This is a genomic window from Mesorhizobium sp. WSM1293 (genome assembly GCF_000513875.1).
Classification (GTDB): domain Bacteria; phylum Pseudomonadota; class Alphaproteobacteria; order Rhizobiales; family Rhizobiaceae; genus Mesorhizobium; species Mesorhizobium ciceri.
In genome coordinates this window covers 96,035-116,250 of sequence record NZ_AZUV01000018.1, presented here as the reverse complement: position 1 = coordinate 116,250, position 20,216 = coordinate 96,035, and the positions used below count along the sequence as shown (strand labels likewise).

General features: G+C 63.9%; 23 protein-coding genes and 1 pseudogene. 16 read left to right on the top strand and 8 right to left on the bottom strand.

Translation table 11 applies throughout. The features are described 5' to 3' along the window. Positions 1-99: 99 nt before the first annotated feature. A complete protein-coding gene (gene thpR, locus M729_RS0122140) occupies positions 100-696 on the top strand; it encodes an RNA 2',3'-cyclic phosphodiesterase (protein ID WP_013528819.1) in 597 nt (198 codons plus the stop codon). Here the strand turns inward: thpR and M729_RS0122135 are convergent. Further along, positions 600-1,118 carry a low molecular weight protein-tyrosine-phosphatase gene (locus tag M729_RS0122135; RefSeq protein ID WP_013528818.1) on the bottom strand — a complete coding sequence of 173 codons (519 nt, stop codon included), beginning with the start codon at positions 1,116-1,118 and terminating at the stop codon, positions 600-602. The two genes, thpR and M729_RS0122135, sit on opposite strands and share 97 nt — an antisense overlap. Positions 1,119-1,168: 50 nt before the next feature. Here M729_RS0122135 and M729_RS0122130 point away from each other — a divergent pair, with 50 nt between their 5' ends. The 3 genes from M729_RS0122130 (at position 1,169) to M729_RS0122120 (ending at position 2,725) form a co-directional block, all read left to right on the top strand. After that, the gene (locus M729_RS0122130; RefSeq protein WP_027162885.1) at positions 1,169-1,465 is read left to right on the top strand and encodes a 4a-hydroxytetrahydrobiopterin dehydratase; all 297 of its coding nucleotides are present in this window, start codon (positions 1,169-1,171) and stop codon (positions 1,463-1,465) included. A gap of 123 nt (positions 1,466-1,588) precedes the next feature. Further along, positions 1,589-1,951: a YkvA family protein gene (locus M729_RS0122125; protein WP_027162884.1), complete on the top strand. Its 363-nt coding sequence runs from the start codon at positions 1,589-1,591 to the stop codon at positions 1,949-1,951. 270 nt (positions 1,952-2,221) lie between these two features. Further along, positions 2,222-2,725, top strand: coding sequence for an invasion associated locus B family protein (locus tag M729_RS0122120; protein ID WP_013528815.1), 504 nt, complete (start codon positions 2,222-2,224; stop codon positions 2,723-2,725). A 56-nt stretch (positions 2,726-2,781) separates the two neighbouring features. Here the strand turns inward: M729_RS0122120 and M729_RS0122115 are convergent, their stop codons facing one another. Beyond that, positions 2,782-4,131, bottom strand: a complete 1,350-nt coding sequence (locus tag M729_RS0122115; protein WP_027162883.1) for a chloride channel protein — start codon at positions 4,129-4,131, stop codon at positions 2,782-2,784. Positions 4,132-4,510: 379 nt separating this feature from the next. On the opposite strand from M729_RS0122115, the gene rlmN reads away from it, so the two are divergent. From rlmN to M729_RS0122100, 3 genes are read left to right on the top strand one after another with little or no spacing between them, the layout of a single operon-like run. Continuing rightward, complete coding sequence (gene rlmN, locus M729_RS0122110) at positions 4,511-5,746, top strand: 23S rRNA (adenine(2503)-C(2))-methyltransferase RlmN (RefSeq protein ID WP_027162882.1); 1,236 nt, start codon at positions 4,511-4,513, stop codon at positions 5,744-5,746. Next, entirely contained in the window at positions 5,743-6,192 is a 450-nt protein-coding gene (locus tag M729_RS0122105; RefSeq protein WP_013528812.1) for a hypothetical protein, read from the top strand. Before rlmN ends, M729_RS0122105 begins: the two co-directional genes overlap by 4 nt. After that, positions 6,192-6,671 carry a hypothetical protein gene (locus tag M729_RS0122100; RefSeq protein ID WP_027162881.1) on the top strand — a complete coding sequence of 160 codons (480 nt, stop codon included), beginning with the start codon at positions 6,192-6,194 and terminating at the stop codon, positions 6,669-6,671. The genes M729_RS0122105 and M729_RS0122100 overlap by 1 nt, the downstream gene beginning before the upstream one ends. Before the next feature lie 6 nt (positions 6,672-6,677). Here the strand turns inward: M729_RS0122100 and M729_RS0122095 are convergent, their stop codons facing one another. Together M729_RS0122095 and M729_RS01000000135580 are read right to left on the bottom strand one after the other, a co-directional pair. Further along, positions 6,678-7,319: a LysE family translocator gene (locus M729_RS0122095; protein ID WP_013528810.1), complete on the bottom strand. Its 642-nt coding sequence runs from the start codon at positions 7,317-7,319 to the stop codon at positions 6,678-6,680. A gap of 125 nt (positions 7,320-7,444) precedes the next feature. Then, positions 7,445-8,386: pseudogene (locus M729_RS01000000135580) on the bottom strand (GGDEF domain-containing phosphodiesterase); the annotation flags it as partial. A 214-nt stretch (positions 8,387-8,600) separates the two neighbouring features. Here M729_RS01000000135580 and M729_RS0122085 point away from each other — a divergent pair. Beyond that, on the top strand, positions 8,601-9,824 hold the full coding sequence (locus M729_RS0122085) for an argininosuccinate synthase (RefSeq protein ID WP_013528809.1): 1,224 nt from the start codon (positions 8,601-8,603) through the stop codon (positions 9,822-9,824). A 5-nt stretch (positions 9,825-9,829) separates the two neighbouring features. After that, positions 9,830-10,351: a hypothetical protein gene (locus tag M729_RS0122080; RefSeq protein WP_027162880.1), complete on the top strand. Its 522-nt coding sequence runs from the start codon at positions 9,830-9,832 to the stop codon at positions 10,349-10,351. Between the two features lie 72 nt (positions 10,352-10,423). Here M729_RS0122080 and M729_RS0122075 read toward each other — a convergent pair whose 3' ends face one another. Beyond that, positions 10,424-11,221 (bottom strand): lytic transglycosylase domain-containing protein, encoded by a 798-nt coding sequence (locus M729_RS0122075; RefSeq protein WP_024504026.1) that lies wholly within the window; start codon positions 11,219-11,221, stop codon positions 10,424-10,426. 141 nt (positions 11,222-11,362) lie between these two features. Here M729_RS0122075 and M729_RS0122070 point away from each other — a divergent pair, with 141 nt between their 5' ends. The 7 genes from M729_RS0122070 to rpsP all read left to right on the top strand — a co-directional run bounded on the left by M729_RS0122070 (position 11,363) and on the right by rpsP (position 18,256). Next, positions 11,363-12,610 carry an NAD(P)/FAD-dependent oxidoreductase gene (locus M729_RS0122070; RefSeq protein WP_013528806.1) on the top strand — a complete coding sequence of 416 codons (1,248 nt, stop codon included), beginning with the start codon at positions 11,363-11,365 and terminating at the stop codon, positions 12,608-12,610. 91 nt (positions 12,611-12,701) lie between these two features. Continuing rightward, on the top strand, positions 12,702-13,799 hold the full coding sequence (locus M729_RS0122065) for a putative zinc-binding metallopeptidase (protein WP_013528805.1): 1,098 nt from the start codon (positions 12,702-12,704) through the stop codon (positions 13,797-13,799). A 63-nt stretch (positions 13,800-13,862) separates the two neighbouring features. Further along, positions 13,863-14,462 (top strand): DUF1236 domain-containing protein, encoded by a 600-nt coding sequence (locus tag M729_RS0122060; RefSeq protein ID WP_027162879.1) that lies wholly within the window; start codon positions 13,863-13,865, stop codon positions 14,460-14,462. A 169-nt stretch (positions 14,463-14,631) separates the two neighbouring features. Beyond that, entirely contained in the window at positions 14,632-15,582 is a 951-nt protein-coding gene (locus M729_RS0122055) for a CPBP family intramembrane glutamic endopeptidase (protein WP_027162878.1), read from the top strand. A 290-nt stretch (positions 15,583-15,872) separates the two neighbouring features. After that, positions 15,873-17,483: a signal recognition particle protein gene (ffh, locus tag M729_RS0122050; RefSeq protein ID WP_024504031.1), complete on the top strand. Its 1,611-nt coding sequence runs from the start codon at positions 15,873-15,875 to the stop codon at positions 17,481-17,483. A gap of 7 nt (positions 17,484-17,490) precedes the next feature. Beyond that, on the top strand, positions 17,491-17,817 hold the full coding sequence (locus tag M729_RS0122045; RefSeq protein WP_013528801.1) for a chorismate mutase: 327 nt from the start codon (positions 17,491-17,493) through the stop codon (positions 17,815-17,817). 37 nt (positions 17,818-17,854) lie between these two features. Beyond that, positions 17,855-18,256 (top strand): 30S ribosomal protein S16, encoded by a 402-nt coding sequence (gene rpsP, locus M729_RS0122040; protein ID WP_013528800.1) that lies wholly within the window; start codon positions 17,855-17,857, stop codon positions 18,254-18,256. Positions 18,257-18,340: 84 nt separating this feature from the next. On the opposite strand, the gene M729_RS0122035 is transcribed toward rpsP, so the two are convergent. From M729_RS0122035 to M729_RS0122025, 3 genes are all read right to left on the bottom strand, one after another. Beyond that, complete coding sequence (locus M729_RS0122035) at positions 18,341-18,604, bottom strand: glycine zipper domain-containing protein (protein ID WP_013528799.1); 264 nt, start codon at positions 18,602-18,604, stop codon at positions 18,341-18,343. Positions 18,605-18,738: 134 nt separating this feature from the next. Then, a complete protein-coding gene (locus M729_RS0122030; protein ID WP_027162877.1) occupies positions 18,739-19,149 on the bottom strand; it encodes a DoxX family protein in 411 nt (136 codons plus the stop codon). Between the two features lie 121 nt (positions 19,150-19,270). Continuing rightward, positions 19,271-20,176 carry a bestrophin family ion channel gene (locus tag M729_RS0122025; RefSeq protein WP_027162876.1) on the bottom strand — a complete coding sequence of 302 codons (906 nt, stop codon included), beginning with the start codon at positions 20,174-20,176 and terminating at the stop codon, positions 19,271-19,273. Between the last annotated feature and the right edge of the window lie 40 nt (positions 20,177-20,216).

Below are 20,216 nucleotides of genomic sequence, written 5' to 3'. Positions count from 1 at the left end.
AGCTTTTAACAGGGACTGTGGCCAACAAACCTCTTGCTCCGTTTGACTATCGATGATTCGCTATGGGTGACAGTTCGATTCGAGGAAGGGAGGCTCTTCATGCCGCGTCTTTTCACCGCCCTCGAAATTCCGCGTGACGCTGCCCTTTCGCTGTCCCTGCTGCGGGGCGGCTTGCCGGGAGCCCGCTGGATCGACGTCGAAAACTACCATCTGACGCTGCGCTTCATCGGCGATGTTCCCGGCCATGTCGCCGACGAGATCGCCAACGCGCTCGACCGCGTCCACCGCCCTTCTTTCTCGCTGGCGCTGACCGGCGTCGGCGCTTTCGGCCAGAAGAAGCCGCATGCGGTGTGGGCGGGCGCTTCCGCCTCGCCCGATCTGGCCGCCCTTCAAGGTGAGATCGACCGCATCTGCCAGCGGCTCGGCATCCCGGCCGACCCGCGCAAATTCATGCCGCATGTGACGCTGGCGCGCTTGCGCAATTCGACCCCGCTGGACGTTGCCCAATATCTGTCGGCGCGCGGCAATTTCTCGACGCTGCCGTTCCGCATCGGCCGTTTCGTTTTGATGTCGTCGCGCGATTCGGTCGGCGGCGGACCCTACATCGTCGAGGAAGCCTGGCCGCTGTCAGGCACGGACGCCCGCGCCTCCAGCCTTGTCGCCAGCGCCTCCGACGCCTCGCGGATCATGCGATAGGCGGAAGCGAAGGCTTCTGCCTCGTCATGATAAGGATCCGGCACGTCGCGTGCCTTTCCCTGCGCGAATTCCAGGAACAGATGGATGCGGTCCTGCACGGCCGCCGGCGCCAGCGCCTTCAGGTCGGCGACATTCGACCGGTCCATGCCAAGGATCAGGTCGAAACGGTGGAGGTCCTGCGGCGTGACCTTGCGCGCCCTCTGCCCGGAAATGTCGACGCCGTGCCGCATGGCGACCGCGATCGCGCGTCGATCGGGGGCAGAGCCGGCCTCCCAGTCACTGGTTCCCGCCGAATCGAGCAGGATATCCCGGGCCGACCCGCGCTCGGCCCAAACGGCGCGGAAGACACCTTCCGCCAGCGGCGACCGGCAGATGTTGCCGAGGCAGACGAAGAGAATGGAATTTATAGGCTTCGCGCTCATCGATCCGTCGCTATGGTGAGGGTCGTTTTCGAATAGCACAGGATAGGGACATGGCGAGAGAGAAACTGGGCAGGCAAGCCGCTGAAGCCGCATTGACGGGCCTCGACGGCTGGGCGCTGGCGGAAGACGGCGCCTTCATCAAGCGCACATTCACCTTCGCGAATTTCTCCGAGGCTTTCGCCTTCATGACCCGCGTCGCGCTTGCCGCCGAGGCGATGGATCATCATCCCGAGTGGTCGAATGTCTACAAAACCGTTGACGTGACGCTGAACACCCACGACGCCGGCGGCGTCACTGCGCTCGATATCGATCTGGCCACGAAAATGAACCGTTTTGCCGGCGCCTGAGGCCTGGTATCGCCTCGGCAGGCCCAAATCGGCACCGGCATCTTGTAGCGGGGGTCGGGTTTCACCACATTTTCCCCCGCGGGGCAGGCGCCGGATGCGCATGAGCCCCGCAAGGAGAGACTGATGGCGCAACAATCCGGTTTTGATTTCTTCGGCTTTGGCGGCAAGCCGTCAGACGAGAGCGAAGTGCGCGAGAAATTCTGGCGCACAGCCAAGAAGGCCGCGCGGCAGATCCCCTTCATGGAAGAGGTCGTGGCCGCCTATTATTGCGCCATGGACAAGAACACGCCGCTGCGCGCCAAGGGCATTCTGCTGGCCGCGCTCGGCTATTTCGTGCTGCCGGTGGATGTCATCCCCGACTTCGTCTTCGGGCTTGGCTTCACCGACGACATCGCCGTGCTCACCGCCGCGATCACCGCCGTCAGTGCCCACATCACCACTGCGCACCGGCAGGCCGCCAGGGACGCCATGGCCGACAAGGGCTGAACACGCGCGCGGAACGCCGTTGGAGCCGGCTTTCGGCGACAGCGTAAAAAGTCAAACTCTTGCCGCTTTCGTGGCCTCCAAGTCGCCAAAGGGATGTCGCGCCACCCGCTCGCAGGGCGGCGGCGCGGGTATGGTGGCGGTTTCCTCGGGGTGAGGGTCCTTTTCTCTTCGGAAATTCACCGTTTGGTAACCCAGATTAAATCAAAATGAAGCGACGGGCAGGACGCCAAGCCGGCCTGCCTCCGCACCATTTGGAATACGGGAAAAGCGATGCGCGGATTGATTGCGATAGTTTCGAGTCTGGCCCTGGTGGCCGTGGCAGCGCCGGCACTGGCGCAGTCGGCGACCAAGATCGGCCAGCACAATGCCTGGGGCACCTACAGCTACCAGGCATCGGGCGGCAAGGTCTGCTATGTCCTGACCGTGCCGACCGACAAGCAGCCGCCCACGCTCGACCATGGCGATATGTTCTTCTTCGTCAGCCAGCGGCCCGGCCAGCAAGTGTCCTACGAGCCGCAATTCATTGCCGGCTACAATTTCCAGGAAGGCTCCAAGGCCACCGTGACCATCGACAAGAAGACGTTTTCGATGTTCACCCGCGGCAAATCGGCCTGGGTGGAGAATGCCGCCGAGGAGCCGGTACTGATCGCCGCCATGAAGACCGGCACCGACATGAAGGTGACGGCGAAGTCCGGCCGCGGCAATCCCACCTCCTATGTCTTCTCTCTGAAGGGCATTTCGGCGGCGCTGACATCGATCGCCAAGTGTAAATAGGCAAAGCTACTTTTTTTGAGGGAAAGGCCGGGCCGCGAAGCCCGGCCTTTTTTCTTTCATACTTGCCCCGGCCCGGCCTCCGCCCGGCGGCGCCGGATCGCCTCGGCGATGAAGACACGCGATAGCGCGTGATAGAGCGGCTCGTGCGAGATCATGCGCGCCGTGCCGTAGCCCAGCATCGAGGCCAGCATCAGCGCGATGACATTGTCGTGATTGCCGGTCATCTCCAGGATGATGACGAAGGCCGTCATCGGCGCTTGCACCACACCGGCGAAATAGCCGGCCATGCCGAGCAGTGCCGCCACCCCAGTGCTCGCGCCAAAGAGGAGGCCGAGCGAACTGCCGATGCCGGCGCCGACAGCCAGCGAGGGCGCGAAGATACCGCCCGGAATGCCCGAGATCATCGACAGCAATCCCGCCAGGAACTTTTCGGCGAAGAAGAACCACGGCAGCGGCGTGCCTTCGACGGCGCCCCGCGCCTGGACGTAACCGGTGCCGAAGGTCAGCCCGCCCGAGGCGATGCCGATCACCGCCACCGCAAGCCCGCAGATTGCGGCCACGACCAGGGCGCGCCGCAAAGGCTGCCCAGTGTTCCAGCGCCGGATCCGCCGCGTCGCCTTCAACGCCAGCAGCGAGAACAGCGCGCCGAACCCGCCGCCGATGACGCCGCAGGCAAGCACCAGCGGCCACTCGGCGGCAAACGAGATGGTGTCCCTGGCGACGCCAAAATAGGTGTAGTTGCCGAGCAGGCCGAGCGAAGCGAGACCGGCCAGGATCACCGCCGTCAGCACCAGCCCGTTAGTTCGCGCCTCATAGGTGCGGCCCATCTCCTCGATGGCGAAGACGATGCCGGCCAGCGGCGTGTTGAAGGCGGCGGCAATCCCGGCGGCCGACCCGGCCAGGATCAGACCCCGGGCCTGCACCATGCCGCCCCAGCGTGCCGCCTGCAGCATCAGCGACGCGCCGACTTGCACCGTCGGACCCTCGCGGCCGATCGAGGCGCCGCAGAACAGGCCGACGATGGTGAGCATGATTTTGCCGGCCACCAGTTTGAGGGACAGGATGTGGCTGCGGTCCTCGTCGTCACGCAGATGGCGGGCGGCGATCGCCTGCGGAATGCCGCTGCCTTGCGAACCGGGAAAGAAGGTGTGGGCAAGCCAGGCGCACAGCACGAAACCCAACGGCGTAATGGCAAGCGGCAGATAGAAACGCCAGCCGCCTGCATCTCCTGTCATCAGTTGAAACAGTTCCTGCGCCCTGTCGGCCAGCACCGCGAACAGCACGCTGATCACACCGATGCCAAGCGCGCCGGCCCAGAACACCAGGCGCGGCTGCCAGACCCGCCGTGAGCCCCACATCGCGCGCGAACGCCGCAGCATGGGATATTTTCGCGATGTGCCGGCCATGTCTGTCCTCGAGCGGGGAATGTTTCGGCCTAACACAGCTGGGCAGTCTATTAAACTAGCGCCGGAAAAACCTGTCGTTGGCGCTCGCCTGAGTGCCAGGCGGAAGCATCGCTTCGGTGAAAGGTCGCCCCCCACTCCGTCGAGCTACGCTCGACGAAGTGGGGGAAGCCATCAGCCAAACGCGCTGCCGCCGCAAGACAGGCATTATCGGGAGAGAAATGCCCGCCATGACGAGGGGCGGTGCCGACGTCGTTCCAAGGCGATCGTAGATCGTAAAGCTAGCTGAGCATGACTCTGCCCTCAACCTGTGCTATGCGCCGCGCTTCCTTTCCGGCACGATGCGTGAAATCGGCCGCAAACCGCTTATATCAGTGCAACCATGACCCTTTCATTCGATCTCACCACTGACAGCGCCCGCGACGCGTTGCGTGCCCGCTCGGCACAGCCCGAAAAGCAGTCGCTGATCGGCCTGACGCGGATCGAACTCGCCGAGACTCTGGTTGCATCAGGCGCTGTGCCCGAGCGCCAGGCGAAAATGCGCGCCCAGCAGCTGTGGCACTGGATGTATGTGCGCGGCGTCTCCGATTTCGCCGGCATGTTCAACATCTCCAAGGATCTGCGTGCTGAGCTCGACAAGCATTTCACCGTCGCCAGGCCCGAGATCGTCGAGGAGCAGATTTCCGCCGACGGCACGCGAAAGTGGCTGTTCCGCTTTCCGCCGCGCGGCGCCGGCCGGCCCGTCGAGATCGAAACCGTCTACATTCCCGAAGAGGGTCGCGGCACGCTGTGCATCTCCTCGCAGGTGGGCTGCACGCTGACCTGCTCGTTCTGCCACACCGGCACGCAGAAGCTGGTGCGCAATCTGACGGCCGAGGAGATCCTCGCCCAGCTGCTCACCGCCCGCGACCGGCTCGGCGATTTCCCTGACCGCGACACGCCCGACGGCGCCATCGTGCCGGCCGAAGGCCGCAAAGTGTCCAATATCGTCATGATGGGCATGGGCGAGCCGCTTTACAATTTCGAAGCGGTGAAGAAGGCGCTGCTGATCGCTTCCGACGGTGACGGCCTGTCCCTGTCGAAGCGGCGCATCACGCTGTCGACCTCCGGCGTCGTGCCGGAAATCTTCCGCACCGGCGAGGAAATCGGCGTCATGCTGGCAATCTCGCTGCATGCCACCAATGACGATCTGCGCGACTTGCTTGTGCCGATCAACAAGAAGTATCCGCTGAAGGAACTGATCGCCGCCTGCCGCGCCTATCCCGGCCTGTCGAACGCCAAGCGCATCACCTTCGAATATGTGATGCTGAAGGACGTCAACGATTCCATCGAGGACGCCAAGGGACTGATCAAGCTGCTCAAGGGCATTCCGGCCAAGATCAACCTGATCCCGTTCAACCCGTGGCCGGGCACCAATTACCAGTGCTCGGACTGGGAGACGATCGAGAAATTCGCCGACTACATCAACAATGCCGGCTATGCCTCGCCGATCCGCACGCCGCGCGGCCGCGACATCCTCGCCGCCTGCGGCCAGCTCAAATCCGACTCCGAGCGCATGCGCAAGGTGGACCGGCTGGCTCTGGAAGCGATGATGATAGCGGGGCACGGCGAGGCGTGAACCGCCCCTTCGCCTGGCTAAGACGCCTCGCCATCATGGCGGTCGGCTATGTCGCCGCCGTGCTGACCTCGATCCTGGTGCCGGTGCTGCTGATCGCTCTTCTGGAAGGCATCGAAGACGGCAACTGGTCGATCATTTTCGCCTTCGACTGGCTTGGCTCGTTCCCGCTCGCCGTGTTGACCGTAATGATCGGCGCGCTGTTGATCGTCGGTCCGGCGCTTTTTGTCGCCGAACGGTTTTCACTTCGGGGATGGTTCTACTTCGCCGCCACCGGTGCGATCACGTCCATCGCCTTTGGCGTATCCATGCCGCGCTCGGCCAGCAGCTTTGTCTTCAATCCGGGCTTTCTGGGTTTTCTCGCCACCGCCGGCATCGCCGCCGGTTGGATCTACTGGCTTCTGGCTGGACGCAGGTCCGGCACGGGCCGGAATCTGGGCCGGGATTGATGGCGCGTCTCGTCGGCTACCTCATCCGTTTCACCGTCATCCTGTTCGGCTATGCCGTCGCCTCGCTGGCGGCGAGCGCCTTCCTCAACATCCTGTTCCTGGCATCGCTCGGCTACACGCCGGAGCATGCGCATCCGACGGCGACGGCTTCCCTGTATTTCTCAATTCCCTTCGCCGCCCTGTTCGTCGCCTATTTCGCCCTGATGCCGGCCTCTGTCGTCATCCTGCTTGCCGAAATCCTGGGCCGGCGCGACTGGCTGTTCTATGCGCTGGCGGGCGCGGTGGTTGCCGGTGTTTTCCTCGGGCTTGCCGACCACAGCGATGACACCGCCTTCGCCGTCAGGGACACCAGCGCCATCATGGCCGTGATCGGCAGCGGCATGGTCGGTGGTATCTTTTACTGGCTCAGCGCCGGGCGCTGGGCCGCAAGCTGGTGGCAAGGCGAACCAGAATCAAAAGAGGATGGCCGGACAGGATGACGGCGCCTACTTCGCCTGGGCCGTCAGGATCTTGAGGGCGAAGGCGGAGAACACGCCGGCAAACAGATAGTCGACCACCCGCGTAACGCGCGGGCTGGCCTTCATCGCCGCCGAAAACTTTTCCGCCGCCAGCACCATCGGCACCGTCACCGGGACCGACAGCACGATGAACATCGTGCCCAGGAAAAACAGCTTTCCCGGTGCGTTCGGATCATGCGCGGAGACGAACTGCGGCAGGAAGGTCATGAAGAACAGGATGATCTTCGGGTTGAGCAGATTGACGCCAAGGCCCGCCGCCCAGCTGCGCAACAGCGAAATCTCGGGTCCCGTCTTCTTCTCCGGCGAAAAGGCCGAGCCCCTGGTGATTGCCTGCCAGGCCAGGAAGACGAGATAGCCGGCGCCGAAGATCTTCAGCACGAAGAATGCCATCGGCGAGGCGACGATCAGCGCCGAGACGCCGACCACCACCAGCGTGGTGTGGATCAGCGTGCCGCAAAGCGCGCCGGCCATCGAGGCAAAGCCGGTGGCACGGCCCTGGCTCAGCGTGCGCGAGACGAACAGGGTCATGTCCGGCCCCGGCGTGATCGCCAGGATGACCGTGGCGATGGCGAACTGGATCAGCGTGGTGGTGTCTGGAATGAACGACATGAGCGGCCCCGGGGAATTGGGAGGCCTATACAGGATGCGCCATGTCGACGCCAGACACAGCAGCGATCCGATCTCGATCCAGCAGGCGTCTGCACGGTATTCGCTGGGCGCCGGCCGCGGCAGTCCTATGCCTGCCTGCTCAGCCGTATCCTCGCTGGCTCCTCCGCGAAGAGTCGATCGTTGCGGACATCGGTGTCCCCGGTGATCTGGTCGATCGGCTTGGGCCGGCCGAGAAAATAGCCTTGCGCCTCATTGCAGCCTTCGACCTGCAGGATGGTGAGCTGGACATGTGTCTCGACGCCTTCGGCGAGCACCGGAATGTCGAGGCTGCGGCCCAGCGTCAGCACCGCCCGGATGATGGCCTTGGCCTGCGGGCTTCGCTCGACATCGGCCATGAATGAGCGGTCGAGCTTGATCTTGTCGAAGGGAAACGAGCGCAGCGTATCGAGCGATGAATAGCCGGTGCCGAAATCGTCGATCGCGATCGTCACCCCAAGCGCCTTGACCTGGCGCAGGACATGCAGCGTGCGCACCTTGTCGGCGACGATCGTCGATTCGGTCAACTCCAGCTCCAGCCGTTTCGGCGACAGCCCGGTCTCGATCAGGATCTGATGGACGAGCTTGGCGAGATCGGCATGGGCGAACTGCACCGGCGACAAATTGACCGCGATCTTGTGGCCATTGCCCCACGAGGCCGCCTGCCGGCACGCGGTCCGCAGCACCCATTCGCCGATCGCCATGATCGAGCCGTTCTCTTCGGCAATCGGGATGAATTCGGCGGGCGGGATCATACCATGCACGGGATGGGTCCAGCGCAGCAGCGCCTCGTAGCCGCAGGTGGCGCCGGTCGGGACCGAGGTCTGCACCTGATAGTGAAGCGAAAGCTCGCCGCGGTCGATCGCCTGGCGAAGGTCGGTGGCCAAGGCGCGGCGCGCCCGCGCCGTCTCGTCCATGGCGGATTCGTAGAAGCAGACGGCTCGCGTCACGTCGTTCTTCGCCCGGTACATGGCAAGGTCGGCGTTGCTGACCAACCGCTCGCGGTCGGCCCCGTCGCGCGGATAGACCGCGCTCCGTGCTGAACTGCATCTTCTTAGTGCTGCGATGCGGGGCGCCATGGCACGGTCCCGCCAAAACGCCACGGCCCAGGCATCGCGCTCCCGCCATGCGCTGGACCAGAAGCCATGCATGCACGCGTGCTTGCTCGCTCTGCCGTTCCTGCTAAAAGGCGCTGCGACAATCCGTGACGCCCAGGCTGGGGCGTCCGCCACCGACGGGGTAAAAATGTCCAAAACCAAAGACATCAAGAAAGTCGTGCTCTCCTATTCCGGCGGTCTCGACACATCCATCATCCTGAAATGGCTGCAGACCGAGTTCGGCGCCGAGGTCATCACCTTCACCGCCGATCTCGGTCAGGGTGAAGAGCTGGAACCGGCGCGCCGCAAGGCCGAGATGATGGGCATCAAGGACATCCGTATCGTCGATGTGCGCGAGGAATTCGTCGCCGACTTCGTCTTCCCGATGTTCCGCGCCAACACCGTCTATGAAGGCACCTATCTGCTCGGCACCTCGATCGCCCGGCCGCTGATCTCCAAGCATCTGGTCGATATAGCCCGGGAAACCGGCGCCGATGCGATCGCGCATGGCGCCACCGGCAAGGGCAACGATCAGGTTCGCTTCGAGCTCTCGGCTTACGCACTGAACCCCGACATCAAGGTCATCGCGCCGTGGCGCGACTGGACGTTCAAGTCGCGTACCGACCTGATGAATTTCGCCGAGCAGCACCAGATCCCGGTGCCGAAGGACAAGAAGGGCGATGCACCGTTCTCGGTCGACGCCAACCTCTTGCATTCGTCCTCCGAGGGCAAGGTGCTGGAAGACCCGTGGGTGGAGCCGCCGGAATTCGTTCATCAGCGCACCGTTTCGCCGATGGACGCGCCGGACAAGGTCACCGAGATCGAGATCGAGTTCCTGAAGGGCGATCCGATCGCGCTGAACGGCAAGAAATTGTCGCCGGCAACCATGCTGGCGACACTCAACGATCTTGGCCGCGACAATGGCATCGGCCGGCTCGACCTGGTCGAGAACCGCTTCGTCGGCATGAAGTCGCGCGGCGTCTACGAAACGCCAGGCGGCACTATCCTGATCGCCGCGCACCGGGCCATCGAATCGATCACGCTCGACCGAGGTGCGGCCCACCTCAAGGACGAGTTCATGCCGCGTTACGCCGAGCTGATCTATAACGGCTTCTGGTTTGCGCCCGAACGGCTGATGCTGCAGGCGATGATCGACAAGAGCCAGGAAGACGTCGAGGGCACGGTGCGGCTCAAGCTTTACAAGGGCAACGTCATGGTCACCGGCCGCAAGTCGAAGAAGACGCTTTACTCCGATGCGCTGGTCACTTTCGAGGATGACCGTGGCGCCTATGACCAGAAGGACGCCGCCGGCTTCATCCGCCTCAATGCACTACGGCTGAGAACGCTGGCAGCGCGCAACCGCGCCAAGTAGGGCGGATGCGCGGTTTCGGTCGCTGCCTGGCGCCGCTGGTTGTTCTGGCGACGCCGGCCGCCGGCCAGGAGTTCGACCCCGCCTCTCTTGACCTTCCCGCGCTGATCGAGTGCAGGGCGGACGTTCCGACTTACAACGACTTTGCCCTGTGGCTGTCCAGCGCACCGGGTGCCGTTGAAACGCTTGGCTGGAAGGAGGTTGCCTCCGCCAATCCGTTTCTCAGCCAATACGAACTGCCGGCCAAAATCCGCGTGTTCAACCGCGAGACAGGATCGATCGTGTTTACCGCTGCGGGGCCGATGGCCGTGCTCGACGGCGTTGCCGCGCCGGAGCTTGCAAAAGAACTCGACGTCATGGCCGTGTTTTCCACGCCGCAAAAATTCCTTGGCGAAAAGGTCGTTGTCCAAAGCACCGAAGAGTCGGAAGGATTGACCTTCTCCACCGACGTCAAGCTCAACGTCTCGACCGTCGAGTCCCATCCCGGCAAGACCCTGGCCGGCTGCTCCTACACGCTCGAAATCAAATAAAAACCCGGCATTCACGCCGGGTTTTCGATCAAGTCAAAAATGGCCGGGGCCTCCTGCCCGGTGCATGGTCCGTCAATCGCCGTCGATCGCCGTGGCAATGCGGGCGATGGCCTGCTGATAGACGCTCGCGGAATTCCAGCCGGCAATCGCGCCCATATTCGCACTCGCGCTCGCACCTGCCCGCCAGCCATGGCCCTTGAGGAAGTTGGCAGTGGAAGCCAGCGCCGTGCCCTTGTCGCGCAGGTTTCCGCCGCCGACGCCATATTTCAGGACGTTTCCTGGCAGGAACTGCGTGTGTCCGATCTCGCCATGCGCCGCCCCGACCGACGAGGCTGTCAACGCCCCGCGATCGACCAGCTTCAGGGCGGCGATCGCATGCGGGTAGAAGAACCCCGGGCGGCGGCAATCATAGGCAAGCGTCAAAATCGCAGAGACGGTGTTCTGGTTGCCCATGGCCGAACCGAAGCCGGTTTCCATACCCCAGATGGCCAGCAACACGCCCGGCGACACGCCGTAATTCGCTTCGATCTTGGAGAACAGCGCCGCATTCGACTTTTTCAGCGACCGGCCCTTGGAGATAATCGCCGCGCCGCCGCGCCGCCGCATGAAATCGTCCACCGAGCCGCTGAAGGCCTTGTGAATGCCGCGGTCGACGGAGATCGTCTTTGTCGCGTAGTTCGCCCCGGCCAGAGCGGCCAGCCCCTTGGCGCCCACACCTTCCGACCTGGCCTGCGCGGCAAAGTCCTGCTTCCAGGCCTCGAAGCCGGCGCCGGTCTTGCCGCAGCTGGCCGCTGCCTGTGCGCCCGTCGCCAGCGCAAGCACCGCCATCGCGGCCGCTGCAAACATCTTTCCCTTGGCAAGAATTGCCATGTTGATCTCCTGGTTGCCTGAATCACGTCCCAATTGCGAACTTGCCAGCGAAACGCGCACTTGTCACTGTCACCGCTGCAATGCTGGCGAATGCCGTGGAATTTGCCTAGGATCAAGTGATTATTGTGGCAAGGGGGCTGCATGCAAGACGTTGATGTCGTCATCATCGGCGCCGGCTCGGCGGGTCTTGCCGCTGCCAAAACCCTGCAGGCGGCGGGGCTTTCCTTCACGCTGCTCGAAGCGATGGACAGAATCGGCGGGCGAGCCTGGACCAGCGACCAGCATTTCGGCGTGCCTTTCGACATCGGCTGCGCCTGGCTGCATGCCGCCGACCGCAATCCCTATTTTCCCGAAGCGCAAGTGGCAGGCTGGACGTTGCATCATCACGACATGAATGTCGATCATCTCTACTACCGCGAGCGCAAGGCGAGCGAAGCGGAAGAAGCCGACATGAAGGCCGCCGACGCAAAGCTGTTCGAACTGCTGGCCAGGCATGAAGTGAAGGACGGAGATGACGATCGTCTTTCGGCGCTGTTGGCAAAAGGCCATGCGCCGCGCGCCGCCGCCACCTTCGCCGGGCCGATGGATTTCGGCGCCGACGAGGACGAAATCTCGATCCTGGACTTCCAAGCCGCCGCCGATCTCGACCCGAACTACTTCAGCAAGGAGGGCCTTGGCGCGCTGGTGGCGCGTTTCGGCGCCGGCGTGCCGGTCGAACTGTCGACGCCGGTACGCAAGATCCTGTGGGACGTGCCCGGCGTCGCCTGCGTCACCGATCGCGGCACCGTCCGCGCCAAAGCGGTGATCGTGACCGCTTCGCCGGCGGTGCTCGCCTTCGAGGAGATCGCGTTCTCGCCGGCCCTGCCCGACACCCATTTTGGCGCCTTCTTCGACCTGCCGATGGGCATGCTGACCAAATTGCCGGTCGAAATATCGGGCACAAGGCTCGGGCTGCAGCCCTTCGACGACCTGCTGATCGAACGGATGGCCAGGCACGACATCTATTTCCTGTGCTTCCCGTTCGACCTTGACCTGATGGTCGGCTTCGTCGGCGGCGATTTCGCCTGGGAAATGTCGGCGGCCGGCGAGGCGGCCGGCATCGACTTCGTCGTCGACCGGCTGTGCGGCATCTTCGGTGGCGATACGCGCAAGCATGTCGGACGCGCCATGATGACCAATTGGGGCGGCGAGCGCTTCGTGCGCGGCGCCTACGCCGCCGCCCGCCCTGGCCGTTCACTGGCGCGCGCCGCGCTCATGCAGCCGGTGGCCGACAAGATCTTCTTCGCCGGCGAGCACTTGGCCGGCCCGCTGATGCAGACCTGCGGCGGCGCACGGCTGTCGGGCGAAGCGGTGGCAAGACAGGTTGTCGCCCAGCTTGCGGCCAAATAGCTTCAGGAAAATGTGGAACGCCGCGCGGCTGTTCGCGTTGGGCACGGGCCGCCGTGAACATCTATGTCACCTCCGGTGAATTGAGACCGACATGAAACTCTTCGACTGCCCCCATTGCGGCCATCGCATCTATTTCGAGAACGCCCAGTGCCTGAACTGCGGGAACCCCGTGCTCTACGATCCCGAGCACGCCTGTTTCGCGCTGGCCAGCGCCGACGGCATCTTCCAGTGCACCAACGCCGATGAATGCGCCTGCAACTGGATGGCCGAGCCTGGACACGCCTTTTGCCGCGCCTGTGCGCTCAACCAGTTGATCCCGGATCTCTCCGTCGACGGCAACCGCCGCCGCTGGATCCGTGTCGAAGCGGCGAAGAAGCGCGCCATCTATTCGCTGCTGGCCTTCGGGCTGCCGGTGGCGCCCAAGCAGAACCCCGCCGACGAGATCGGGCTGGCCTTCGACTTCCTCGCCGATCCGATCGGCGGCGGCCCCGGCGGCGAGCGGATCCTGACCGGCCACGACAATGGCCTGATCACGCTCAACGTCGCCGAGGCGGATTCGGCCGAGCGCGAGAAGCGGCGCGTCGAGATGGGCGAGAACTACCGCACCTTGCTCGGTCATTTCCGTCATGAGCTTGGGCACTATTATTGGGACCGCCTGATCCGCGACGATCCGCACCGGCTCGAAGCTTTCCGCGCACTGTTCGGCGATGACCGCGCCGATTACGAACAGGCGCTGAAGGCCTATTATGCCAATGGTGCGCCGCCCGACTGGCAGCAAGGCCACATCTCGGCCTATGCGACCTCGCATCCATGGGAGGACTGGGCCGAGACCTGGGCTCACCACCTGCACATCACCGACACGCTGGAAATGGTGCACGCACTGAACTTTCCGCTCGGCCGGCTGGAGACGGTGGAGGCCAACGACTTGCCGCGCGGCGACACAGGCGGCGAATTGCAGGCCGCACCCTCGGAGCCGCCGACCGCGCCCGAGTCTTTCGAAAAGATCCTTGCCCGCTGGCTGGTGCTGTCGGAAGCCTCCAATTCGATCAACCGCTGCATGGGCCTGCCGGACCTCTATCCCTTTGTCATTTCGGACGTCACGGCGCGGAAATTGGACTTCGTTCACGAACTTCTGACCGATTTGCCTGGAGAACAGGGAACAAATCGTGAGTTGGCACAGGCGCTTTAGCGGGAACGCATGAGCTGCTGCCCCGTTTTCGCTGGCGAGGGACCATGAAAACGGAGAGAAACCATGAAATCCCTGTTGTTTCCGGCGGTCGCCGGAATGCTGACCGTGATGTCGGGCGCCGCGTTTGCCGACACCGCCGTCTCAGCCGTCACCGACCTTAACGTTCGCGCCGGACCCGGCCCGCAATACCCTGTCATCGGCGTGCTCGCCGCCGGTCAGTCGGCAACGCTCAATGGCTGCATCGAAAACAGCAAATGGTGCACCATAGCCGAGGCCGGCGGCCAGGGCTGGGTCTATTCCGACTATGTGACGGCCGATATAGGCGGCAGCCGGGTGGTGCTGACGCAACGGCGCGCCAGCGTTGCTGTCGTCTCGCCGCCGGAGGACATCGGCAACTACTCGACCGATTATACCGGCGCGATCATCGCCAGCGATCCGGTCGTCGATGACTTCCCGCCGCCCCCGGCTGAAGTCCGCACCTATGTCGACACGCATCGCCTCGATCCCATCTATCTGGAAGGCGAAGTGGTCACCGGCGCGACCCTGCCCGACACCGTCGAGCTGCGCGAGATTCCAGACTACAATTACCGCTATGTCTATGTGAACGGCCAGCGGGCGCTGATCGATCCGCAGACCCGGCGCATCATGTACGTCGTGCGCTGACGACAATTGACATAAGCGGCCGCTGCCACAGCAGCGGCCGCCGGCAGGCGGCACCGCAGCGTCGCCTCTTGTGCGCCGACGCTGCTCTGAGCATTGTCCTTTGCGGAAAACTTCCGATTTTTTGGCGGTCGGTTAGTCAATAGGCGATGACTTTGGCAAAGGAGCCCGCGTGACCATCGATCCGGCCGCCTTCGAGCGCTACAGGCATTCGCCGAACGCCAGGACGACCTTGCCGCGCCTGTTGCTCGGAACGGGGATCGTCGTCCTTTTTTGGGCAGCAACCACCGTGGCCGTGCTGGTCGGCGGCACCTATGCCTTCTTCGCCCGGCAGGCGGCCCCATCATCCGGCATGCAGGGTTTCCTCGCCTCGCCCATCGGCATCCTCACCGCGCTCGTCTCGTTCGCCGGCATCTGGATCGGCGTGTGGGCCGCGATGCGCTGGGTGCACGGCGAGAAGCTGTCGGCGCTGCTCGGCAACAGCCGGCGCGTTTCATGGTCCGGCTTCCTCAAGGGGCTGATCGCGGTGCTGATCACCTCGTTGATCTCCGAAATCCTGCTCTATCTCTTGCAGCCGCAGATCGCGCGCGGCCCGATCAGCCTGTCGTCCTGGCTGCTGTTTGCGATCCCGATCGCCGCGCTCACTCTGTTGCAGACCTCGTCGGAAGAGTTGCTGTTTCGCGGCTACCTGCTGCGCGGGCTGGCCAGCCGGTTCAAGAGCCCGTTCATCTGGGCGCTGCTGCCGGCCCTGCTGTTCACCTCGCTGCATTGGAGTGCGAGTTCGTCGCCAGCCATCAACGCCTGTGTGCTGGCGTCGATCGCCGCTTTCGCGTTGCTGCTGACGCTTGTCGTTTACGCAACAGGCGATCTCGGCGCCGCGCTGGGTGCTCATCTCGGCAACAACCTGACCGGCTTCCTGCTGATCTCGCATCAGGAAAGCTACAATTCCTTCGCCCTGTTCAACGCCAGGCCGCTCGAGGGACCGGGCTGGGCAACGTCGGATGCGGTTCTCATCGCCTTCATCGGCATCGCCTGCAGCCTGCTGACCATCGGGCTGCTTTTGCATCCGCGCTCGCCGCTCAAGGTCGCCTCCGAGCTTCCGGACCGCGCGAGCACGGCCTGAATGCGGGTCCGGGAATGACGCTACCCGGCCCTTGTCTTGACTCTTGCGCAGATTTCCTGTCTACACGCCCCGAATTCCGCGACGAGTATCCCTCCGAGCAAGCCGACCAGGACGCCGAAACCTCTTTGAGGTGAAGTGCTGTAAATCGATCCTGGAGGCCAACACCCGGCAGCGCTGAGCGCCCCCGGGTGCTTTTTGGTTTTGGCTTTTGCTTGGACTTTTGGTTGGACACTGGGCGCGAACGCATTACCTCTCGGGCACCATCCGGGTGCCAGGGAAAAGGAAAACGAATGTTTGAATCGCTACAGGAACGTCTTGGTTCGATCCTGAACGGCCTGACCGGCCGCGGCGCGCTGTCGGAGGCTGATGTCTCGGCGGCGCTGCGCGAGGTGCGCCGTGCGCTGCTCGAAGCCGACGTGGCGCTGGAAGTGGTGCGCTCCTTCACCGACAAGGTGCGCGAGAAGGCCGTCGGCGCTGCCGTGGTCAAGTCGATCAAGCCCGGCCAGATGGTCGTCAAGATCGTTCATGACGAACTGGTCGACATGCTCGGCGCTGAAGGCGTCGCCATCGATCTCAATGCCCCGGCGCCGGTCGTCATCATGATGGTCGGCCTGCAGGGTTCCGGCAAGACGACCACTTCGGCCAAGATCGCCAAGCGTCTTTCCGAGCGTCAGAACAAGAAGGTCCTGATGGCCTCGCTCGACACGCGGCGCCCCGCCGCGCAGGAGCAGCTTCGCCAGCTCGGCGAACAGGTCAAGGTCGCCACGCTGCCGATCATCGACGGCCAGTCGCCGGTCGACATCGCGCGCCGCGCCGTGCAGGCGGCCAAGCTCGGCGGCCACGACGTCGTCATCCTCGACACCGCCGGCCGCACCCATATCGACGAGCCGCTGATGGTCGAGATGGCCGACATCAAGAAGGTATCGAGCCCGCACGAAATCCTGCTGGTCGCCGATTCGCTGACCGGCCAGGACGCCGTCAACCTGGCCAAGAGCTTCGACGAGCGCGTCGGCATCACCGGTCTCGTGCTGACCCGCATGGACGGCGACGGCCGTGGCGGTGCTGCCCTTTCGATGCGCGCCGTCACCGGCAAGCCGATCAAGCTGATCGGCACCGGCGAAAAGATGGACGGGCTGGAGGAATTCCACCCCAAGCGCATCGCTGACCGCATCCTCGGCATGGGCGACATTGTCTCGCTCGTCGAAAAGGCCGCCGAGAACATCGACGCCGAACAGGCGGCGGCGATGGCCAAGAAGATGCAGTCGGGCAAGTTCGACCTGAACGATCTCGCCGGCCAGCTTCAGCAGATGTCGAAGATGGGCGGCATGGGCGGCATCATGGGCATGATGCCCGGCATGGGCAAGATGAAGGACCAGATGGCCGCCGCCGGTCTCGACGACAAGATGTTCGGCCGCCAGCTCGCCATCATCTCGTCGATGACCAAGGCAGAGCGCGCCAATCCCGATTTGCTCAAGCATTCGCGCAAGAAGCGCATCGCTGCCGGTTCCGGCACCGACGCGGCCGAAATCAACAAGCTGCTCAAAATGCATCGCGGCATGGCCGACATGATGAAGGCGATGGGCGGCAAGGGCAAAGGCGGCGGCCTGATGCGCGGCATGATGGGCGGCCTCGCCTCCAAGATGGGCCTCGGCGGCATGATGCCCGGCGGTATGGGTGGCATGATGGGCGGCGGCATGCCGGACCTGTCGAAGATGGACCCCAAGCAGCTCGAAGCCTTGCAGAAGCAGGCGCAGGCAGCCGGCCTAGGCGGCGGCATGAAAGGCCTTCCCGGCGGCGGTGGCCTGCCCAGCGGCATGCCAGGTTTGCCCGGCGGCATGAAACTTCCCGGGCTTCCCGGCCTCGGCGGTGGCGGGCTGCCCGGCCTTGGCAAGAAGAAGTGAGGACGCCATGAACGAAGAAAAGGACATGGCCGACGCCCGCGCCCTCCTGGCAGATTACCGGGCGTCGATCGACAACATCGACGCAGCCCTCATCCACATGCTTGCCGAGCGCTTCCGCTGCACCAAGGCGGTTGGCGTGCTGAAGGCGACTCATGGCTTGCCGCCGGCCGACCCGGCACGCGAGCAGCAGCAGATCGCCCGGCTTCGCCAGCTGGCGAAGGATGCCCATCTCGACCCGGATTTCGCGGAAAAGTTCCTCAACTTCGTCGTCCGCGAAGTGATCCGCCACCACGAACAGATCGCCGCTTCCAACGGCGTGACGAAAACCAACTGAAACCCAATCAACGAACTTAGTTTTTAGGAGAAAAGAAATGCCCTTGAAGATCCGACTGGCCCGTGCGGGCTCGAAGAAGCGTCCTTACTACCACGTCGTCATTGCCGACGCCCGTTCGCCGCGTGACGGCCGGTTCATCGAGTCCATCGGCTCGTGGAACCCGCTGCTGCCCAAGGATGGCGAACGCGTCAAGGTCGACGCCGACCGCGTCAAGCATTGGCTGGCGCATGGCGCCCAGCCGACCGACCGCGTGCTGCGCTTCCTCGACGAGGCCGGCCTCGTCAAGCGCGACGCCCGTTCCAACCCGAAGAAGGCCGAGCCGGGCAAGAAGGCGCAGGAACGCGCTGCTCTTCTGAAGAAGGCGCAGGAAGATGCCGCTGCTGCCGTTGCCGCCGCCGCGGCTGCACCGGCCGAGGCGGAAGCCGCAACCGCCGAATAAGTATTTGCTCTATCGCATCCAGGAAAACGGCGGGCCATGTGCCCGCCATTTTTTCATTCGACCCTGTCTGTAAAAGCCGCCCGGTCAATAGCCGCGCGGGCAGCGGTCAATATAGACGCGGCCACGGCTATCGCGGTAGCGGCATTCGCCACGCTCGCTCGCCCGGCCGATCAGCGCGCCGGCAACAGCGCCGACAGCACCACCGACGACGGCGCCTTCAACCGGATCGCCGGCGACCGCCGCACCGACGGCAGCGCCACCGAGGCCGCCTACGGCCGCGCCTTTTTCCGTTTGCGAACAAGCAGCGAGCGGCACCAGCAGCGCCATCAAAAGCATCGTTTTCTTCATCGTTGTTCCTCTCCGATAGGAGCCGCCTCCGCCGCCGGGCGAATCTCTAACTCGCAACTCGACGATTCGATCCCTGAGATATTGCCCGGCAAAGGGTTCAGGCTTCGAGCCGAAAGCGGTGCTTCGATCCGGATCTAACGGCTGAACGGGATCAGCGCGCGGAGCCTGGGATCGCGCAGATACAGGCCACCCCACAGGATAATGCCGAGATAGACGCCGAACAGAATGTGCGAGAACAGCGGGTTGTCGACGCGGACATTGGTGGCGATGGCGCCGCCCATATAGGCAGTAAGCAGGATGGCGCCGAGCACCGAGGTGCGCGGCAGCGCATAGAGAGCGGTCGAGATCAGGCCGATGACGCCAAGCATGCGCGCGACATTCGGATCGGCCGGCCAGCCAAGCGGCACCATCGTCTGGATGACGATATCGAGCGGCGGCAGCTTGATGGCGCCGTCGAAGATCATGAACAGCACGATGACGCCGCTGAGCGCGCGGCCGGTCCACAAAGCGCCCGGCGAGACGGGCGCGGTTTCGGAAATGCTCATGATGGTCCCTCCTGATGGTTCTATCCCCTTCTTGCTGGGGTCGAACCAAGGACGTGGCATGGAGCGGCGATCCGACAGCGGGGCGGATTCTTTTAATCCCGCTAAGCCCGCGCGCCTTTGCCTACGAAAAATAGAACTTTTCCGCCGGGATCATCTTCGGCGGCGTTTCGCCCAGCGCCTCGAACACCGAGATTTCGCAGACACGGCAGAGGCTGTCGAGAGCGAGGTCGTTGGCTTCGGTGCCGAACGGATCCTCGAGCTCTTCCGACAGCGCGTCGAGGCCGAAGAAAGTATAGGCGATCAGCGCGGTGAACAGCGGCGTCGCCCAACCGGTGGTCGAGATCAGGCCGACCGGCAGCAGCAGGCAGACGATATAGGCCGTGCGATGCACCAGCAGCGTGTAGGCGAACGGCAAGGGCGTACCGGCGATCCGCTCGCAGCCGGCCTGGATGGCCGCGACCGACGCGAGCCTCTCATCGAGGATACGAAAGCCGATCGTGTCGACGTCGCCCGCCAGGCGCTGCGCATTGGCACGCCGGCCCATCCGCCTGACCATCTCATCCGCCGGATTGGAAAAGGCTGCTGCCTTGTCCGCCTCCGCGTCGATGAAGGCACGGGCATCCTTCATGCTGTCGATCTTGCGCAGCTGCCCACGCAGGAAATGACAGAAGGCGAGCGCTTCCATCAGCAGGGCGCGCTGTTCAGTCTGGTCCGGGATGAGGCTGGTGGTGGCGCGTGCCAGGTTGCGCATTTCGAAGACCAGCGCGCCCCACAGCTTGCGCGCCTCCCACCAACGGTCGTAGGCGGCGTTGTTGCGGAACGAGAGATAGATCGACAATGTCACGCCGACCAGGCCGAAAGGCGTGATGTTGAAGACGCTGAAATCAAGCTGGAACCGGCGCGCCGCGGCCAGGATGATCGCGGAATAAAGCGCGAAGCCCAATATTTGCGGCAGAATGCGTGGCACGACCGAACCGCGCATGATGAAGAACAGCTGCAGGAATGTGGGGCGCGGGCGAACGATCATCGAAGGCCTTTCACGGACCGGCACTGGCCCTCAGCTTCTC

What these genes read in the sequence shown, in the direction of transcription:
- M729_RS0122100 (WP_027162881.1), top strand. Translation starts at nt 6,192, where the DNA reads ATGGCGCGTCTCGTCGGCTACCTCATCCGTTTCACCGTCATCCTGTTC.
- M729_RS0122085 (WP_013528809.1), top strand. Translation starts at nt 8,601, where the DNA reads ATGTCCAAAACCAAAGACATCAAGAAAGTCGTGCTCTCCTATTCCGGC.
- M729_RS0122125 (WP_027162884.1), top strand. Translation starts at nt 1,589, where the DNA reads ATGGCGCAACAATCCGGTTTTGATTTCTTCGGCTTTGGCGGCAAGCCG.
- M729_RS0122075 (WP_024504026.1), bottom strand. Translation starts at nt 11,221, where the DNA reads ATGGCAATTCTTGCCAAGGGAAAGATGTTTGCAGCGGCCGCGATGGCG.
- rpsP (WP_013528800.1), top strand. Translation starts at nt 17,855, where the DNA reads ATGCCCTTGAAGATCCGACTGGCCCGTGCGGGCTCGAAGAAGCGTCCT.
- M729_RS0122045 (WP_013528801.1), top strand. Translation starts at nt 17,491, where the DNA reads ATGAACGAAGAAAAGGACATGGCCGACGCCCGCGCCCTCCTGGCAGAT.
- M729_RS0122065 (WP_013528805.1), top strand. Translation starts at nt 12,702, where the DNA reads ATGAAACTCTTCGACTGCCCCCATTGCGGCCATCGCATCTATTTCGAG.
- M729_RS0122135 (WP_013528818.1), bottom strand. Translation starts at nt 1,118, where the DNA reads ATGAGCGCGAAGCCTATAAATTCCATTCTCTTCGTCTGCCTCGGCAAC.
- M729_RS0122080 (WP_027162880.1), top strand. Translation starts at nt 9,830, where the DNA reads ATGCGCGGTTTCGGTCGCTGCCTGGCGCCGCTGGTTGTTCTGGCGACG.
- M729_RS0122130 (WP_027162885.1), top strand. Translation starts at nt 1,169, where the DNA reads ATGGCGAGAGAGAAACTGGGCAGGCAAGCCGCTGAAGCCGCATTGACG.
- M729_RS0122060 (WP_027162879.1), top strand. Translation starts at nt 13,863, where the DNA reads ATGAAATCCCTGTTGTTTCCGGCGGTCGCCGGAATGCTGACCGTGATG.
- M729_RS0122070 (WP_013528806.1), top strand. Translation starts at nt 11,363, where the DNA reads ATGCAAGACGTTGATGTCGTCATCATCGGCGCCGGCTCGGCGGGTCTT.
- M729_RS0122120 (WP_013528815.1), top strand. Translation starts at nt 2,222, where the DNA reads ATGCGCGGATTGATTGCGATAGTTTCGAGTCTGGCCCTGGTGGCCGTG.
- ffh (WP_024504031.1), top strand. Translation starts at nt 15,873, where the DNA reads ATGTTTGAATCGCTACAGGAACGTCTTGGTTCGATCCTGAACGGCCTG.
- M729_RS0122035 (WP_013528799.1), bottom strand. Translation starts at nt 18,604, where the DNA reads ATGAAGAAAACGATGCTTTTGATGGCGCTGCTGGTGCCGCTCGCTGCT.
- M729_RS0122025 (WP_027162876.1), bottom strand. Translation starts at nt 20,176, where the DNA reads ATGATCGTTCGCCCGCGCCCCACATTCCTGCAGCTGTTCTTCATCATG.
- M729_RS0122115 (WP_027162883.1), bottom strand. Translation starts at nt 4,131, where the DNA reads ATGGCCGGCACATCGCGAAAATATCCCATGCTGCGGCGTTCGCGCGCG.
- thpR (WP_013528819.1), top strand. Translation starts at nt 100, where the DNA reads ATGCCGCGTCTTTTCACCGCCCTCGAAATTCCGCGTGACGCTGCCCTT.
- M729_RS0122030 (WP_027162877.1), bottom strand. Translation starts at nt 19,149, where the DNA reads ATGAGCATTTCCGAAACCGCGCCCGTCTCGCCGGGCGCTTTGTGGACC.
- M729_RS0122095 (WP_013528810.1), bottom strand. Translation starts at nt 7,319, where the DNA reads ATGTCGTTCATTCCAGACACCACCACGCTGATCCAGTTCGCCATCGCC.
- rlmN (WP_027162882.1), top strand. Translation starts at nt 4,511, where the DNA reads ATGACCCTTTCATTCGATCTCACCACTGACAGCGCCCGCGACGCGTTG.